The 15366-nt window shown below is 44.3% G+C and carries 18 protein-coding genes and 1 tRNA gene; 2 read left to right on the plus strand and 17 right to left on the minus strand.

All coding sequences use genetic code 11. From position 1 onward, the window contains the following. Nucleotides 1–11: 11 nt before the first annotated feature. The 14 genes from QL898_RS11830 to QL898_RS11895 all read right to left on the minus strand — a co-directional run bounded on the left by QL898_RS11830 (nucleotide 12) and on the right by QL898_RS11895 (nucleotide 8416). A complete protein-coding gene (locus QL898_RS11830) occupies nucleotides 12–542 on the minus strand; it encodes a phage tail protein I (protein WP_290176974.1) in 531 nt (176 codons plus the stop codon). Continuing rightward, nucleotides 535–1425 (minus strand): baseplate J/gp47 family protein, encoded by an 891-nt coding sequence (locus QL898_RS11835; protein ID WP_290176975.1) that lies wholly within the window; start codon nucleotides 1423–1425, stop codon nucleotides 535–537. The genes QL898_RS11830 and QL898_RS11835 overlap by 8 nt, the downstream gene beginning before the upstream one ends. After that, entirely contained in the window at nucleotides 1422–1811 is a 390-nt protein-coding gene (locus QL898_RS11840) for a GPW/gp25 family protein (protein WP_290176977.1), read from the minus strand. Before QL898_RS11840 ends, QL898_RS11835 begins: the two co-directional genes overlap by 4 nt. Next, a complete protein-coding gene (locus tag QL898_RS11845; protein WP_290176978.1) occupies nucleotides 1804–2412 on the minus strand; it encodes a phage baseplate assembly protein V in 609 nt (202 codons plus the stop codon). Before QL898_RS11845 ends, QL898_RS11840 begins: the two co-directional genes overlap by 8 nt. 84 nt (nucleotides 2413–2496) lie before the next feature. Then, complete coding sequence (locus QL898_RS11850) at nucleotides 2497–2940, minus strand: phage virion morphogenesis protein (protein ID WP_290176980.1); 444 nt, start codon at nucleotides 2938–2940, stop codon at nucleotides 2497–2499. After that, a complete protein-coding gene (locus QL898_RS11855) occupies nucleotides 2937–3353 on the minus strand; it encodes a phage tail protein (protein ID WP_290176981.1) in 417 nt (138 codons plus the stop codon). Before QL898_RS11855 ends, QL898_RS11850 begins: the two co-directional genes overlap by 4 nt. Further along, nucleotides 3350–3976, minus strand: a complete 627-nt coding sequence (locus QL898_RS11860; protein ID WP_290176983.1) for an N-acetylmuramidase family protein — start codon at nucleotides 3974–3976, stop codon at nucleotides 3350–3352. Before QL898_RS11860 ends, QL898_RS11855 begins: the two co-directional genes overlap by 4 nt. Beyond that, nucleotides 3973–4284 carry a hypothetical protein gene (locus tag QL898_RS11865; RefSeq protein WP_286797829.1) on the minus strand — a complete coding sequence of 104 codons (312 nt, stop codon included), beginning with the start codon at nucleotides 4282–4284 and terminating at the stop codon, nucleotides 3973–3975. The genes QL898_RS11860 and QL898_RS11865 overlap by 4 nt, the downstream gene beginning before the upstream one ends. Next, complete coding sequence (locus QL898_RS11870) at nucleotides 4271–4678, minus strand: hypothetical protein (RefSeq protein ID WP_201512349.1); 408 nt, start codon at nucleotides 4676–4678, stop codon at nucleotides 4271–4273. The genes QL898_RS11865 and QL898_RS11870 overlap by 14 nt, the downstream gene beginning before the upstream one ends. Next, nucleotides 4669–4875, minus strand: coding sequence for a tail protein X (locus tag QL898_RS11875; RefSeq protein ID WP_290176984.1), 207 nt, complete (start codon nucleotides 4873–4875; stop codon nucleotides 4669–4671). Before QL898_RS11875 ends, QL898_RS11870 begins: the two co-directional genes overlap by 10 nt. Further along, on the minus strand, nucleotides 4875–5327 hold the full coding sequence (locus tag QL898_RS11880) for a head completion/stabilization protein (protein ID WP_290176985.1): 453 nt from the start codon (nucleotides 5325–5327) through the stop codon (nucleotides 4875–4877). Before QL898_RS11880 ends, QL898_RS11875 begins: the two co-directional genes overlap by 1 nt. A gap of 106 nt (nucleotides 5328–5433) precedes the next feature. After that, nucleotides 5434–6204: a phage terminase small subunit gene (gpM, locus tag QL898_RS11885; protein ID WP_290176986.1), complete on the minus strand. Its 771-nt coding sequence runs from the start codon at nucleotides 6202–6204 to the stop codon at nucleotides 5434–5436. A 301-nt stretch (nucleotides 6205–6505) separates the two neighbouring features. Beyond that, nucleotides 6506–7525 carry a phage major capsid protein, P2 family gene (locus QL898_RS11890; protein WP_286797835.1) on the minus strand — a complete coding sequence of 340 codons (1020 nt, stop codon included), beginning with the start codon at nucleotides 7523–7525 and terminating at the stop codon, nucleotides 6506–6508. Between the two features lie 54 nt (nucleotides 7526–7579). Beyond that, a complete protein-coding gene (locus tag QL898_RS11895; RefSeq protein WP_160021654.1) occupies nucleotides 7580–8416 on the minus strand; it encodes a GPO family capsid scaffolding protein in 837 nt (278 codons plus the stop codon). Nucleotides 8417–8597: 181 nt separating this feature from the next. On the opposite strand from QL898_RS11895, the gene QL898_RS11900 reads away from it, so the two are divergent. Continuing rightward, on the plus strand, nucleotides 8598–10382 hold the full coding sequence (locus tag QL898_RS11900; RefSeq protein ID WP_290176987.1) for a terminase family protein: 1785 nt from the start codon (nucleotides 8598–8600) through the stop codon (nucleotides 10380–10382). Further along, on the plus strand, nucleotides 10382–11395 hold the full coding sequence (locus QL898_RS11905; protein WP_290176989.1) for a phage portal protein: 1014 nt from the start codon (nucleotides 10382–10384) through the stop codon (nucleotides 11393–11395). The genes QL898_RS11900 and QL898_RS11905 overlap by 1 nt, the downstream gene beginning before the upstream one ends. 408 nt (nucleotides 11396–11803) lie before the next feature. Here the strand turns inward: QL898_RS11905 and QL898_RS11910 are convergent. The 3 genes from QL898_RS11910 to QL898_RS11920 form a co-directional block, all read right to left on the minus strand. Beyond that, nucleotides 11804–11888 (minus strand) — tRNA-Leu (locus tag QL898_RS11910). A 208-nt stretch (nucleotides 11889–12096) separates the two neighbouring features. Continuing rightward, on the minus strand, nucleotides 12097–13878 hold the full coding sequence (locus tag QL898_RS11915; protein WP_201547695.1) for a sigma 54-interacting transcriptional regulator: 1782 nt from the start codon (nucleotides 13876–13878) through the stop codon (nucleotides 12097–12099). Nucleotides 13879–13977: 99 nt separating this feature from the next. Next, the gene (locus QL898_RS11920) at nucleotides 13978–15342 is read right to left on the minus strand and encodes an ATP-binding protein (RefSeq protein ID WP_201547696.1); all 1365 of its coding nucleotides are present in this window, start codon (nucleotides 15340–15342) and stop codon (nucleotides 13978–13980) included. Between the last annotated feature and the right edge of the window lie 24 nt (nucleotides 15343–15366).

The raw sequence follows: 15366 nt of genomic DNA on the forward strand, positions 1-15366 counted from the left end.
TAAATAGTTACCTAAGCGTTTGGAGTTGATAGATAAGTGACATTGCCAGTCCGACAAGCGCCGGCAATATAAAATTGCGAGCCATTGACCACACTGGCATCAATAGAGAACTGATCACGGGCAGATTTAACACTGTCCAATGTGGTATAGATCTCTTGTTGCTGTTGGACGCTCACGCGACCGCTCGTGATTTTGACTGTAAAGGTATAAGGCGTACCTTTTGGATATAGCTCATGCCATGCAAGCAAACTATGACCTATGCCTAGGTTTTGCATTGCTTGCGTCAGTGTATTTTTAGTACCGCGCTGCGCGTTAAAAGCTCTTGCGCCTTTTACTACGTCACGCTTTTTTGCTTCTGGCCATTGACCGTCCCAATATTCGACGCGGCGTGACCAAGCAAGCCACGGTAAAAAAGCTTCAGGGCAGCTATTAGCATCAATCAAACGAGCAAAGGTAACAGGTAAAGCATCAATACGCTGAGTTTGAGTATCAAGCGCTTGCTCAAGCTTGGTGCTGTTTTTTGGTAATAGCACATTAGACATCACGGTACTCCACAGCACTGATCGTCACGTCGACACAGTTGGCATATTTGCCATCTGGCAAACTGATATCAGCAGTAGGTTGTAAGAGGCTGACACGTTGGACACCCGCTTGATGTAATGCGTGATATAAACCAGATAGCGTGACGTCATAACCTAAGTAGCGGACTTGCTCAATATATTTATCAAGCTGTGCACGGGCTGCAGCAATCACCACATCTTTATCTGGGCCCGGATAGAGTGTCAGTTCCGCTTGTAGGCTCCAATCCTCTGGCTGACCAGCCGCAATACGCACGCTATCGGTAAAAGGCCGGCGCTCATCAGTATCAACGGCCAGTCTTACTTGTTCACGTAGTGCATCGCTAGCGATCGCATCATTATGGCTTTGAACATAAACAGTCACACGACCAGGGGAGGCAGTGACAACACTCGCATCACGAACATCACCATCAGCAGACAGTGCCCAAAATAGATAAGCGCCTTTACTACCTGCAGAGGCTCGTTCAGGTTCTAATTGGACACGGCGACGTAAGGCAGTGTCAGACTCCATGACATCAGGGATCGGTGGCACAGAATTAGGATTACCAGGCTTAACTAATAGACGAGTCACACCAACGCCAGCGGCAAGATGATCAAGAGTTGTGCCAGTTGTATAAGCAAGCAACATTGACTTAGCAGTCTGGTTGATATGATTGGTCTTAGACATCAGACGATAAGCAAACAGCTCAAGGATCTTGGTCAATGGCTCGCTTTCAAGCGTTAAGGCAGCGGCAAGCTGTGGATCTTTGGCTGTCAATTCAGCTTTAAGATCAGCAAGCTCTGCTTCAAAATCTAAAGGCGTTAAAATGTCAGGGGCAGGTAGTCCAGATAGGTCGATACGGCTCATAGCGCACCGCCTAATGACAGATAAGTACGTTCAATCTTTTTGCTAATCACATAACGATATTCAATCATCAAACTGGCAACGCCTTGTGAGGCACTATCGTCAGTCATCAGTTCAATGCGAGTTGGTGTGACACGAGTTTCCCAGCGCATAAGCGCATGAATGACTGAGGCGCGAAGCTGCATAATAAAATAGGCATTAATAGGTGCGTCAATTAAGAACGGTAGCAATGAGCCGTAATCGCGGCGCATGACACGACTACCGATAGGTGTCATCAATATATCGCGGACGCTTTGTAATATATGATTGGTTTGGTCAATACGCTGACCAGTACTGCATGACATGCCTTTGACATTGATCACAGTGACGTTGTTATCTTGATTAACCATTAACGCCCCCAGTGGTGTCTGAGCCAGACTTAACGTTTTTATGACCGTGGTCTAAATACGGTTGGTCATTAATAACTAACTTTCCGTTCTGATTGATCGTTTGACCGTTCAAGGTATAAGACTCGCAATCAACAGAATAGGAGCTGCTATCCACAGCAAAGCTAATACAATCAAAACTGACATCGCGAGCAGATATTTGCACGCGGCTGGAAACGAGCGTAGTAGTGGACTCATCAGGTAAGGTAACCCCTAAGTTATGCGTCGCGTGGTTATAGATGAAGGTTGCGCCATCATCACAATGGATCTCAAACGTATCAGCATTGGCGGACGGCATTGGCTGATCATCATAATCAAACGATGTCGTTACCAGTCCAGTCGACAGCTCACCAGTCTCACTAATAACTAAGACTTGCTCACCAACACACGGTGGATTCCAAATTTTGACCTTACCGATGCGAGCTGCTGAAAACTTTAGCCAGTCGGTCTCTAACCCATCTATCTGCACCCGGCAACGAGCATTAGCATGATCAACGTCTGTGACAATGCCTCGATTGATAAAACTTTGGAGCCGGCGCTCGTTTTCGATAGGGGATGTATTCATGACGTTATCGTCACTCATTGCGATTTTTGATACAAAACAAAAAAGCGTGGATTGAGTAAATACACGCAAAAAATAGCAGGGCATCTAGTCAGCGGTTAATGACTCGCGTAGCACTCGAATAATGATATGTCTGTCAGCGCGAGAGATACCGATCAGCTCGCGTTTGGGGTAGGGAAACTTCTTAGAACTATCAGGACGGACAGTACTGCGTTGGCCCTCGTGATGGATGCGTGCGATCTTAGCGGCGCTGCCTTTAAAACCAATTTGGGCATAGCGACTGGTTGCGTTAAATTTAAGATGACGCGCTTTGGTCAGCTCACGAAACATGGGATTGTTAGAGGCTTTCAACGGATCTACAAAATCGCCACCATCAGGATCGGTTTGTGCGCGGATACGCTCTCGATTGACCGCTCGCATTTCCATAGCTAGGGTGCGATTGACTTTTTTTAACTGCTTATTATCAAGCTGAGATGCAATAGCAGTGGCCCATTCAGGTAGGGCCGTTGCTAACTCGTCCAAGTTACTCATAGTGGTTTTTGTGAATGTAGAATTGGACGTGGACAAGCATTAAACACGTAGTTACCAGTACCATCAGTAGATACCTGGACAACTTCTTCCACTTTAATAGTAAAGACTACCGTGGTTGTGTAGTTGCTCAATATATAGGATTCAAATTCAATCGGTGATGGACCATTTGGTGGGACTGGATCTTGATTCTCTTGATACCATGCCAAAATAGCGACAATGACTAAGTTGGCGTCAATGCTCTCGGGGAACTCATCAACCTCGACTAACAATTGATAGTGTTGACGGTGGCTCAATGATTGACCAGTCCATTTCAATGAGCCCTTTTCTACGCTAATAATTAACCGATCGGGGTTCTGGGCAAAGAACTCGACTTTATCAGTTAAAAATCGGCGTAGGCTGTCATCAAATATCATGCGGCAAGCTCTCTATCCCAGTATTTCTTGCGATCGCGCATTTTAGTATCGTACTGGTTCTTTTTATAACCAGGCCCATTGTATACTTCAGCGAATAGTGCCCAATCACCAGTGCGAATGGCATTTAATAAACGAGCATCAGTTTCTATAAATCTGACAAAAGCTTCTAACTGTTCAGGCTCGCCTTTGGATAGCGTTAGCACAAAATCAACAGCTGACTTATAGCCCAGTCGCTCCCAGTGAAAGCCCATAATCTGAAACATGCCCCAACTTGCTGACTCTAAGCCTAGGTCTTTATCAATGCGACGTGCTTTCTTTAGACGGTCGTGCTCAGCAGTACCGCCACTATAGCCACCCGTACGAGTATTGACCACATCAGGGCTAGTACGAACATGATCAAGCGCTTTATCACGGCCAAACTTTTTGTCTAGCAATCGACACATGATATGGCGCTCAAACAGTATTTTAATACGCCATTGTTTGTCATCTTTATCGAATAAGAACCCAGCACCGTGTGACTCTACGTCACTAACAGAACGTATAGAAGACTCATCACAACGTAAACGGCGAGCAGCGACTTTATAATCACAGTCAATCAGTGTCATCGGTTGGGTAGTGCTCATACAAGATTATCCTTTTTTGATTGATTAATAGCGCTAATGAATACGCCATAACGCGCCCAAAAGGCTCGTAATTTAAAATAAGTAGTAGCGGTTGCAGCAGCAGCAAGCATACGAAATATTGGTAGGGCCCACACACCGTCCCGACCAGTGGTTTCATCGAATGCCAAGCCGACACAGCTCAATGCAAAAAATAAAATAGTGAGCGTAACCAGTGAGCCAAGCTCGCGATGATATTTAATGATTGTCAGAGCACAAACGATGGCAATGACAATGATAGATAAAGTCGATAACGTCTCAAGAATGATCATGATTGTCTGCCTCGTTGGCTGGTTTATCTTTGAATAAAAAGGGGAAGAAATGACGCAAAGCAGCCATTAAAAGGGGGCGTACATTGTCATTCACAAAGTCATAAAATGTGACGAACAATTCTCGTCCGACCATGCCATAAATGATCGCGTAGCCAGTGGCATAGTTGCCACCGGTTAATAGTTTTGCAGTGATATCTGATAGCATTACTGCAAGCAATACGCCGGCAGTCGCATTTTGAGATCGCATCCAAAATGGCTCGGCGCGGATCAACAATAGACGGATGCAAGCGCCACCAGCAGCAGCCCAGATAACAGGCAAAGTAATCAACAACCATTGCAGATGGTTACTCATAACATCATCGATCGTTAATACCTGAATTTGAGTTACGTCCATAATTGAATGACCTGCTTTTGTGTACGTTCGGGCGCGTCTGGCAATTGGATATCAACACCGGTAGGCAATACAAGATCGTAACCAATGAGATGCGGATTGAGAGCCATAACTTGTTCAGTAACGCCGCCAGTGAAGCTGAAATAGCGTAAGCAGATCAAATCTACTGTGTCGCCTTGCAATGTCGATACAACACGCATTAGATCAGCTCAATGGTTGAATGCGGCTCATCTTTGATATCAGCAATTGCATTGCGTGCATTGCGATAGCACGTATCGATTTGCGGTGTGAGCTCTTTAGTACGAGCAGTAGCATCTTTGCCTGTGTCATAGTCACGATAATGTTCAGTCAGTTGTGCCTTTGCTAAGTTATAGACGGCCTTTTTGAAGCTAAAACACTTGTCTGTATCATTAGTCAGGTCGTAATCTTCTAAAGTAAGAGAGCCGTGCTGGTGTAGCGCATTGGCCGTCCAAGCTTTTAACTCACGACAGACGCTATTTGCAGAATCAGTCAACGCATATTTCATTCGCGCTGGTGTTACTGTGCCGTCAAGCTTCATTGCGTCAGCGAAGTCTTTGACAGAAATATCAGGCATAAATGCAGGAGTAATTACTATGTTATCTACGACTGGATTGACAGCGCTAAAACCCATAACAACTCCAAGTATTGATAAGAAAAATAAAATAGGTTGAGGCGGTGGTCATATCGGTCATATGCAGTATCAACTGAATGCGTCAATGAGCCGCCTCGGCTCGCGGCTACGAGTTGTTTTCGTCCGATTGCTCAGACAAATTTGGTTCTGGTACCGCTTTTTCTTCTTCCGGTACCGCTTTTTCTTTAACTGGTCCTGGTACCAATTCTGACTCTGGTACCGCTTTTTCTTTAAGCTGTTTCTCAAGGCGTTTGATTGAGCCTTTCACGCCGCTATTTTCGTCAAACTTTAGAGCGATTTGATATTGTTCAAGCGCAAATTCTGGCGTACTAGCTTCGGTCAACTCACCCACTTGGCGTGCCAATTTGGCATATACTTGGTCAGGCATATCAGCATGAGCGGTAATAATGGATGCGCGTAGTACTTGAGCGATTTGCTCATCATCAATTTCATTGCTGGTTGCTAATTTCTTAGCAGTATCAGCAATCTCTTCAGCGACGACAGTAGCGAGCGTACGTTGATGTGCGTCTGGCATTTTCAAATCATGCTTCATCGCGTATTCAGCGATATCAAGCGCACGGCCAAAGTTACCAATGTCGATATGCCATAACATCAAGGTCGTCAAGAGATTATCTTGATCACCTTTGCCAGCTGATAAAGTTGCGTTGATCCATTCGTCATAATGACCGACCAAATCGCGCTTCAGCTCAATTTTGGCTTGGATAGACTGCTTAGATTTCAATGCTTGCTTATCTTCACGCAATTTTAGTTGCAACATGCGATAGGCTTGATTGGGCCCCGCAGTGATATTGGTAACTTCTTTTTGTGATAGAGCCTTTTGGCGGTGGCGAGCCGCTGGGGTTGTTTTATCAGTCATAATTCCCGTCCTTCGTTAAATTTCATCCATCCCATTGTTCAAAAATACGTTAACGCTTCTTTTTAGTGCGTCGGTTATTACGTGGGTTATGAGGGATAAAAAGCCAATGTGCGTGTAAATCCAAGATACTTGATGGCCACATCTTATTTTCCTTATCAATAGTAGCTAGCAGAATAGTATTGCGCTCACATGCTTGTTCTAAATTAATCAGTGCCAATCGCATTGAGTCTGCCAAGCTCCATAACATTTTATGCAACCGGGCAGTAGCCAACTGCCACCGATTAATCAGAAGTTCAAACATTTATACAAGTACAACGTTTTCAATTAAGCAACCGGCTTTGTAGTCTTCAACAACATAAGCTTCGTTGTCTGACTCGTAGAATGCGACACGATCATACTCAGGCTCATCTTTATGATGGCGACGGCGGCTTTCATCTTGATAGTAGATAGATAAGTTGTCTAATGGAGTAATCAGGATGGCATCAGCTGGGAAGTTCGGAGGGGTAGACTCAATTTGCACGCCACCGACCTTATCGAGCATTAATAGGCTGTTTACTGCGATGACTTCGCTTGGCGTGTTGTTGTCGTTGACCATATTAAAGTCACGCGAATCATGCAGGTCTCGACCTAAAATGACACGTAACGCACTGTCATCACGGACGATAGGATCAATCAACTGATTACGGCAATCTTTGACTAGCGCATCAAGGTTTTTGTAGTGTTCAGCACTAGCACCAACAGAAACTTGACCTGTACCGACTTCTGATTCTGTCATGACTGATTCAGGTGCTTTGGTACGCCATTTCTCTAACCAGCCAATATTCACATCTTGCAATAGTGGGTTTGCTTCGATATCAGTATCGGCGGCGACTTCGGTGCCATTAAAGCCAATCGTAATGCGATCAAGACCTTGCTGCTTGACGACTGCATCGCGGATTTTCTCTTGAAACTCAGGGACACGGGCCCAAGCGTCAAGCTTGCTATAGTTAATCGCTGTGTCAAAGTTAGTTTGTTCACAGACGTAAGTATAAATAAGACCAACTTCGCCAACGTTTTTAGGGTCGCGGCGTTTGCCACTTTTAGTATTGGTACGGCTTGCGATACCACCGCTGATACCTAGACCAAGTGCCTCACCTTTTTGATCAGTTACAGGGATGATATTAATCTTTTTCAAGAACTCGCTAGATTCTTGGATTCGCACTTCAACTTTTTGTTGGACTGATGGCACGACAGTATATTGATCAGTCGCATTGGGTACACCGTTCAGCTGTGCTTGATTTGCCAAATAGCCATTAAACTGTTGACGGGTAATAGTTTTCATATAGTGATGTCCTAATGTGTGTAGTAGTCAGTTAAGTATTGCTATTAGGTAGTATTAGCAGTCAGATTTGACGTAATCAGATGAGCCGGTTGCAGCTGGACGCTGGGTATAATTATCTTCAGGCGTATTATCAAGATTGTCTTGCACGCTCTTCAAAGACGTTTCAACTTCGTTTTGCTTTTCAGCAAAATCAGATACCGTCGTGTTTAAATGCCCAACAGAGGCGTTGATCGTGTCAATAGAACTTGCCATTGTTTGCATAACATCTTGGAAGCTTTTGATGGTTGCCGGCAGTTCAGCAAAAGCTTGTGCGGTGGCCAGCTCTTTATCTTTATCTGTTTTAGGTGTGACAGGTGCGGCAAACATCTCTTTGACAGTTGCAAAGACTGATTTTGGCTCATCTTTATATTCCCAAGCGCTTTCCGCTGTGGAAATGTAAGTGTCAGGGTTTTGTTTGCGAGCAGATAAAGGGCTTTCATCTGGATGCTGTTGGCAAAACTTCATATAGCTGGTGCCAAGTGAGGCAGGACTATCGGTACAAGCTAAACCAACCATATAAGCTTCTTTGGTATCAGCAAATTCTGGATAGAACTCAATAGAGAAATAAACCTTTTGCTTCGACTTGGCGAGCGCGATCAGTTCAGGCGTTGGATCAACTTCTGCCAATAGATATAAATGATCATCAACTTCTTCAGTCGATAGCGATATCACATCGCCATAACAGCGAAAATCAGAGTTTGGGAACATTGCACGGTAATGTTCTAAATTCACCCGTGCACCGTATACTTCTGGATTATAGCCGGCGGCCATTTGAGTAATGTGGTCACGAGTGATTTCACGGCCGTCTGTAGTTTGGCCAGCTCGTGCAACTCGAAAAGTCTTGGTAGTCATAGACGGTCCATGATGTAAATAATGAGAGTTTAGGGGTCATAATTTCAAAGCTTTACTTTGACCTATTGCGATAGGCAAAAACAAAACAAAAAAGCGTGGATTGAGCAAATACACGCAAAACAAGCATGATATAGAGAGACTGATAAACCAAAGTAGCGTCATACCCTTATGAGCTGCGTTAATGTCTGCCCTTATCACCCTACCGACTGGCGAAAATCCGAAAACTGTTGCCCGTGGTCTCTATTGGCAAGGTTGGAGTATTAGCGCGATTAGCGAGATGGTCAGTACGCCGCGCACGACCGTAGATGGATGGAAAAAATCAGACGGCTGGGATGAGGCAAAGCCTCTAGACCGAGTAGAGTCCACGCTCGAAGCGCGTATGGTTCAGCTGATTAACAAGGACGATAAGACTGGTAAAGACTTCAAAGAGATTGATCTGCTTGGTCGTCAAGTAGAGAGAATGGCCAAGATCCATAAATATAAAGAGTCTGGCAAACAGTCTGACCTTAATCCCAATCTATCTAATCGTGGTCGCAAGCAGGGCCAAAAGAACCCATCCAACGTCATTCAGATAGACGACATCGATAAATTCAAAGACTCATTCAGAGATTGCTTGTTTGATTATCAAAAGGTTTGGTACAGCGCAGGTCTGACCAACCGTATTCGTAACTTATTAAAGTCGCGCCAAATTGGTGCAACCTGGTACTTTGCGCGTGAAGCTTTTCTTGATGCCATTGAGACTGGCCGTAATCAAATATTTTTATCAGCATCCAAGGCTCAGGCTCGTGTATTCCGCGAATACATCATTGCATGGGCGATGGAAACTGCAGGGATAGAACTGACCGGTGATCCGATCACGTTAAATATAGAAGGGCCCGAAAAAGACTACAGCGCGACCTTATATTTCTTAGGCACCAATAGCCGCACTGCACAGTCGTATCACGGCAATGTCTACATGGACGAATATTTCTGGATTCATAAGTTTATTGAATTTAGGAAAGTTGCGTCAGGTATGGCTATGCACAAAAAATGGCGTCAGACATACATATCGACACCATCATCAAAGCAACATCAAGCATATAAATTTTGGACTGGCCAACTGTATAACCGGGGCCGTAAAGGTGACGATCGCATCGAAATAGATGTGACGCCGCATAACCTGAAGAATGGCAAAGTCTGCGGTGACAAGCAGTGGCGTCAAATCGTCAATGTGTATGACGCGATGAAAGGCGGTTGTGATCTATTTGATATTGATGATTTACGCATGGAGTACAGCGAGGACGAGTTTAATAACTTGCTCATGTGTGAATTTATCGACGATACATTATCAGCATTTAGCGTTTCTGAGTTGCAATCATGCATGGTCGATACGTTAGAGATATGGGATGACTGGAAGCCTTACACGCCAAGGCCACTTGGTAATCAGCCAGTATGGCTTGGCTATGATCCATCATTGAGCCGTGACAGCGCGGGACTTGTGATATTAGCAGCACCAACCACACCAAATGGCATGATACGCGGCATAGAGCGTTTGCAGTTTAAAAACCCAGACTTTGAAGCACAGGCGAACGTCATCAGAGAGATGACGGAGAAATATAACGTTGAATATATAGCGATTGATGTGACCGGCCTTGGCATTGGTGTTTATCAGTCAGTGATTAAGTTCTACCCGCAAGCCGTCAAACTACACTATAGCCCAGAGCTCAAACAGCAGTTTGTTCTGAAGACTAAAGACGTTATCAAGAAGGGCCGTCTGTCCTTTGATCACGAATGGACTGATGTAGTAGGGGCTTTCACATCGATTCATAAAACAATTACCAATAGCGAAAGGGCAGTGACTTACAAGGCCGATCGCAATGAAGACACTGGCCATGCGGATCTAGCATGGGCATTAATGCACGCACTACATAGAGAACCTTTAGCGATCGCTCAAGGTGAAGACGAATCCGCACTGGAGATATATTAATGAATGAAACTGAAAACCTTGATGCAGTAGATATGCCTGGTATGGAGGCTTTCACGTTTGGCGATCCAATACCAGTTATGGAGCAGTGGCAAAGTCTGTACTGGGGTGAATGTCACAATCATCAACTATGGTATGCGCCGCCGTACGATCCAGATGCTTTGTCTAAAACCATGAGAGCATCGCCACATCATAGTAGTGCGATCTTTGTTAAGCGTAATATCTTAGCCAGTACTTTTATACCGCATCCTCTACTATCACATCGTGATTTCAGTAAGCTTGCACTAGATCATTTGACGTTTGGCAACGCATACGTTGAGCGAGTACAGTCACGATCAAAAAAAACTATGAAGCTAAACGTACCGCTTGGTAAGTACATGCGTGTGGGTACTGATGGCAAAAGCTACTACTTTGCGACGCATAGCTGGGCCGAACCCCATAAGTACAAAGCAGAGAATATCTGTCATATTATAGAGCCTGATGTTAATCAAGAAGTGTATGGTGCACCTGAATATTTGTCCGCATTGAATGCAGCCTGGCTTGATGAGTCAGCGACGTTATTCAGACGTAAGTATTACTTGAATGGTAGTCATGCCGGGTACATCTTATACATCAATGATCCAGCAACGAACAAAGAAGATATCGACGCAATTCGCAAAGCTTTAAAAGACAGCAAAGGCCCTGGTAACTTTCGTAACCTATTCATGTATTCGCCCAACGGTAAAAAGGATGGAATCCAAATCTTACCGATCAGTGAAGTCAGTGCCAATGATGACTTCTTCAAAATCAAAGAAGCGAGTCGAATAGATATTGCAGCTGCTCATAGAGTACCACCTCAACTGATGGGAGCGTCGCCGACCAATGCTGCGGGCTTTGGTGATCTAATCAAAGCGGCCAGAGTTTTCGCAGTCAATGAACTTATGCCTTTACAACAGACCATGCTACAGATCAATGATTGGCTAGGTGAAGAAGTCATCAGATTCAAAGACTATTCACTACTGAAAGAAGAAGATTAAATAACCAATTTTAAGATCAATATATCCGCTCTAAATCGAGCGGATTTTTTTTGGCTTTCAAAAAACGCAATCGAAGCCCCGCCTCGCCCACGATAAAAAAACATGGTTTTCGACGACCATGACGATCATGGCGGTGGCTTTGGCGTAACTAGGGGAAGGGCAGATAAACAGCTGTTTGAAATGACGAGATATGACGAATATTTATACTCAATCCCACGCTAAAATATCTAGGATGTAGAAGTTAAGGCGCTGTACGTGAATAAAAACAAGGTTTGCGGGTGATAGGTCAGTTCTGTGCAATCCCACGGTCTATCCCATCGTGGGATTAGACTCAAATCACAGACATAAAAAAACCTGCTCGAAAGCAGGTCTAGTATAGGTTTGAGAACTTTTATCACTATCCGAAAATGGTGGGGCTGGAGAGACTCGAACTCTCACACCTTGCGGCGCCAGAACCTAAATCTGGTGCGTCTACCAATTCCGCCACAGCCCCATTTTCGTTACTCTATCATCAAAAGCGATTAAACTCAAACGCTATCTAGACAGTTAACTGATTCGGTAGTGCGTCTCAGTGGTTGGCTATTATATAGAGTTTTAATTGTTTGGCAACCCCTATTTGCAATTATTTATCATTTATTTTCGATATTAATTTTAAGTAATTGATATTAATAATAATTTATTATCGTATTTTATGCGTTTCTTTATTCTTTAGTTGGTACTCTAGGGGCAGAAATATCCAACTGCTGCAATTTGCGCGTCAGAGTATTGCGTCCCCAACCAAGTAAGCTCGCTGCCTCTATCTTTTTGCCGCCGCTATGATTGAGTGCTGCTGTTAATAAAACACGCTCAAACTCAGGGGTTGCTGTTTGCAGAATATCAGTTTCACCCGTGCTTAGCGACTGCTCAGCCCAATCAGCCAATGCTTGCTGCCAACTCTGGTTTTTAGGCAACTGGCTACTTTGATTATTTTGATGACTGTTTAACGCACTATCGTTTAATATATCGCCATTTTGTACCAAATGCTTTTGAGTCTCTTGTTCTGCTGCGCCGTGCTCTTCATAAAGCACCGTATTAGGTGAGATGTTTTCAAGTAGCTCTGGTGGCAGATCTGTCGCCATCACCGTATCACCAGTGGCCATCACGGTTAGCCACAAGCAGACGTTTTCTAATTGACGCACGTTACCACGCCAGTCAAACGTCTGCATAATTTGCAATGCGGCAGGATGGAGATGCTTCGGGGTAGTACTCATTTGCTCTGCGGCAGACTGCATAAAGTAGAGGGCTAATGCAGGAATGTCTTCAGGGCGTGTACGTAGTGGTGGTAGGGGTAATCGAATGACATTAAGGCGATAAAACAAATCTTCGCGGAATCGGCTTTGTTTTACCAGCTCTTCTAAGTTTTGGTGGGTGGCTGCGATGATACGCACGTCGACCTTGATTGGCTGCTGACCACCAACACGATAAAACTCACCATTGGCCAGTACGCGTAACAGCCGTGTCTGAGTGCTAAAAGGCATGTCACCGATTTCATCTAAGAATAAAGTACCGCCGTCTGCCTGCTCAAAACGGCCTTGACGCATCGTTGTTGCACCAGTGAACGCGCCTTTTTCATGACCGAATAGCTCAGACTCGATCAAGTCATGTGGTATGGCTGCCATATTGAGGGCAATAAACGGTTGCTGTTTACGCGGGGAGTGTTGATGTAAAGCACTGGCCACCAACTCTTTACCTGTTCCAGACTCTCCAGTGATTAAGACGGAAATGGGAGATTGTGCCAACCTGCCAATAGCACGAAACACCGTTTGCATGGCTGGAGACTGTCCAATGATGCCGCTAGGGTTACCATTACTTTTGTTTTCGGCGGCACCTTTGCTCTTATTGTCTTTGGTTGTCTTACTAGCAGGTGCTACTTTAGGTTTTAGCAAGTTTTCAGTAGACGTGTCAGGCGCTATATTGGTATTGGTTTTATCTGAAAGGGAAACAGTTGTTGTTTCTAAATTAGGCTGGTAATTGATGGCTTTATAAATCGTTGCAACCGCGTCATCTAAGTCAAAAGGCTTGGGCAAGTATTCAAAAGCACCAGTCTGATAGCTATTGATAGCAGAGGTCAGGTCTGAGTGTGCCGTCATAATTACGATTGGCATTTTAGGGAAGTGCTGATGGACCCAGTCGCTAAAAGACAAGCCATCCATCATTGGCATGCGAATATCGGTCAATATAACGTCTGGCAATTGCTCAGCTGACTCTTGCTGTTTTAAAACATCATTAAGGCGAGTCCATGCTGCTTGTGCTTGGGTAAAACTGATAACGTTTAATCCAGCATCTTCAAACGTGTCGGCCAACACCATACGTAGGGCTGCATCGTCATCGATTAACCACAATGTTGCAGGGTGGTCGCTGGGTGCATTATTCACAGTTACTATTTGTGATTGTGTTGATTGATCATCGCTTTTAGGTTGGAGGTCGTCGCTATATTCAGTCATGTATTGGGCCTAATCAGCAATTATTGATGGTAAGTTGGGGATTGGGAGTTGAGCGTTATGAAACTTAGCAGCCTTTAATTCATAAATTCATAATTTGTTTTATGTCTCAGTGATGGGTTGAGTAAATGGCAGGTATAGCGTAAATCGGGTTTGCTTATCCTCTTGCTCTTTTGTCGAGCTCACATCAATCATACCATGATGATGACTGATAATATCTTGGACGATGGATAATCCAAGACCTGTACCGGCTGCACGGCTAGTGACCATTGGGAAAAATATTTGACCAATCAAGGCTGGATCAATACCTGAGCCATTATCAGTAATAGTAATTTGCATCACTTGCTTGTGCTGCTGTCCGACGATTGTATGCTGAAAAGCAACCCGCGTTTGAATATGCAATGTCGGTTGATAATCAGAATTGCCCTCAGTTTGTATGACAGATTGTGGTGATTCTTGAGACTCTGAGATTTTATTCTGTTGCAGCGTTTGTTCGAACTCAGTCATCGATTCACAAGCATTATTAATGAGGTTTAAAAACACTTGAATCAGCTGATCCTTATCTGCGCACAACTCTGGCAATGATAAATCATAATCCCGCTGTAACACTACCTGTGGATACTGATTGGTCACTAAGGTTAAGACATGCTCTAGGGGCTCATGGATATTAAGCGTTTGCCAGTTTGGTAGTTGATTGGAACCCAGAAGCTGCCCAATAAGATGGGTCAATCGATCAGTTTCTGAAATAATAATGTCCGTATAGTTGCGCAGCTTTTGATTCATTTTTTGCAAATCATGCTGCGTGTCAGCGTTGGTGGTTATCAAAGCATTATCAGCGCTAGAGGTGCTAGTAGTAGATGCGTCGCTGAATTTAATGAATTGCCGTTGCAACAGCTGGGCTGCCCCGCGAATACCAGCAAGAGGGTTTTTTATTTCGTGCGCCACCGAGCGTAGCATATGACGGGCCACTGTATACTGCTGTTGTTGGCGCTGCTCCTCAGAGATACGACTTTGACGATCTTTGCCCCACATCTCGATAATAAAATAAGGATGCTGTTCATAGATGACAGGCGTGACGCTATAGTCGACTGACAATGATAAATTACCATTTAGCGGTGTTTTGATAATGTGATCATGGTCGATAAAAGGCTGCTGATAGTTTTGCGCTTGCACAAAGCGCTCGGTCAAAGAGTAAGCTGGCTCGCTTGAAGACTCATTTTCATTTGTATCATTACTATCATTATCTATAGATACCGTATCTTTAGTCTTTAATTCATCAGGTGCTAGCAGTGTCAAGATGGATTGATTGATTAATCTGCCGCTACTAATGGCAAGTAGCTGCTCGGCTTGAGCATTCAACCGCGTGATTGATAGCTCATCGTTGACCCATAAAATAGCGGTGAATAAATGCTGAGATATAAATGCGAGGTCAGGGGTTGTTTTGGCGGTTATAAAATCAGCGTTCATCAGTAGGGCCCAAAAAAGTCAGAT

The organism is Psychrobacter sp. APC 3279 (assembly GCF_030407795.1).
Lineage (GTDB): Bacteria > Pseudomonadota > Gammaproteobacteria > Pseudomonadales > Moraxellaceae > Psychrobacter.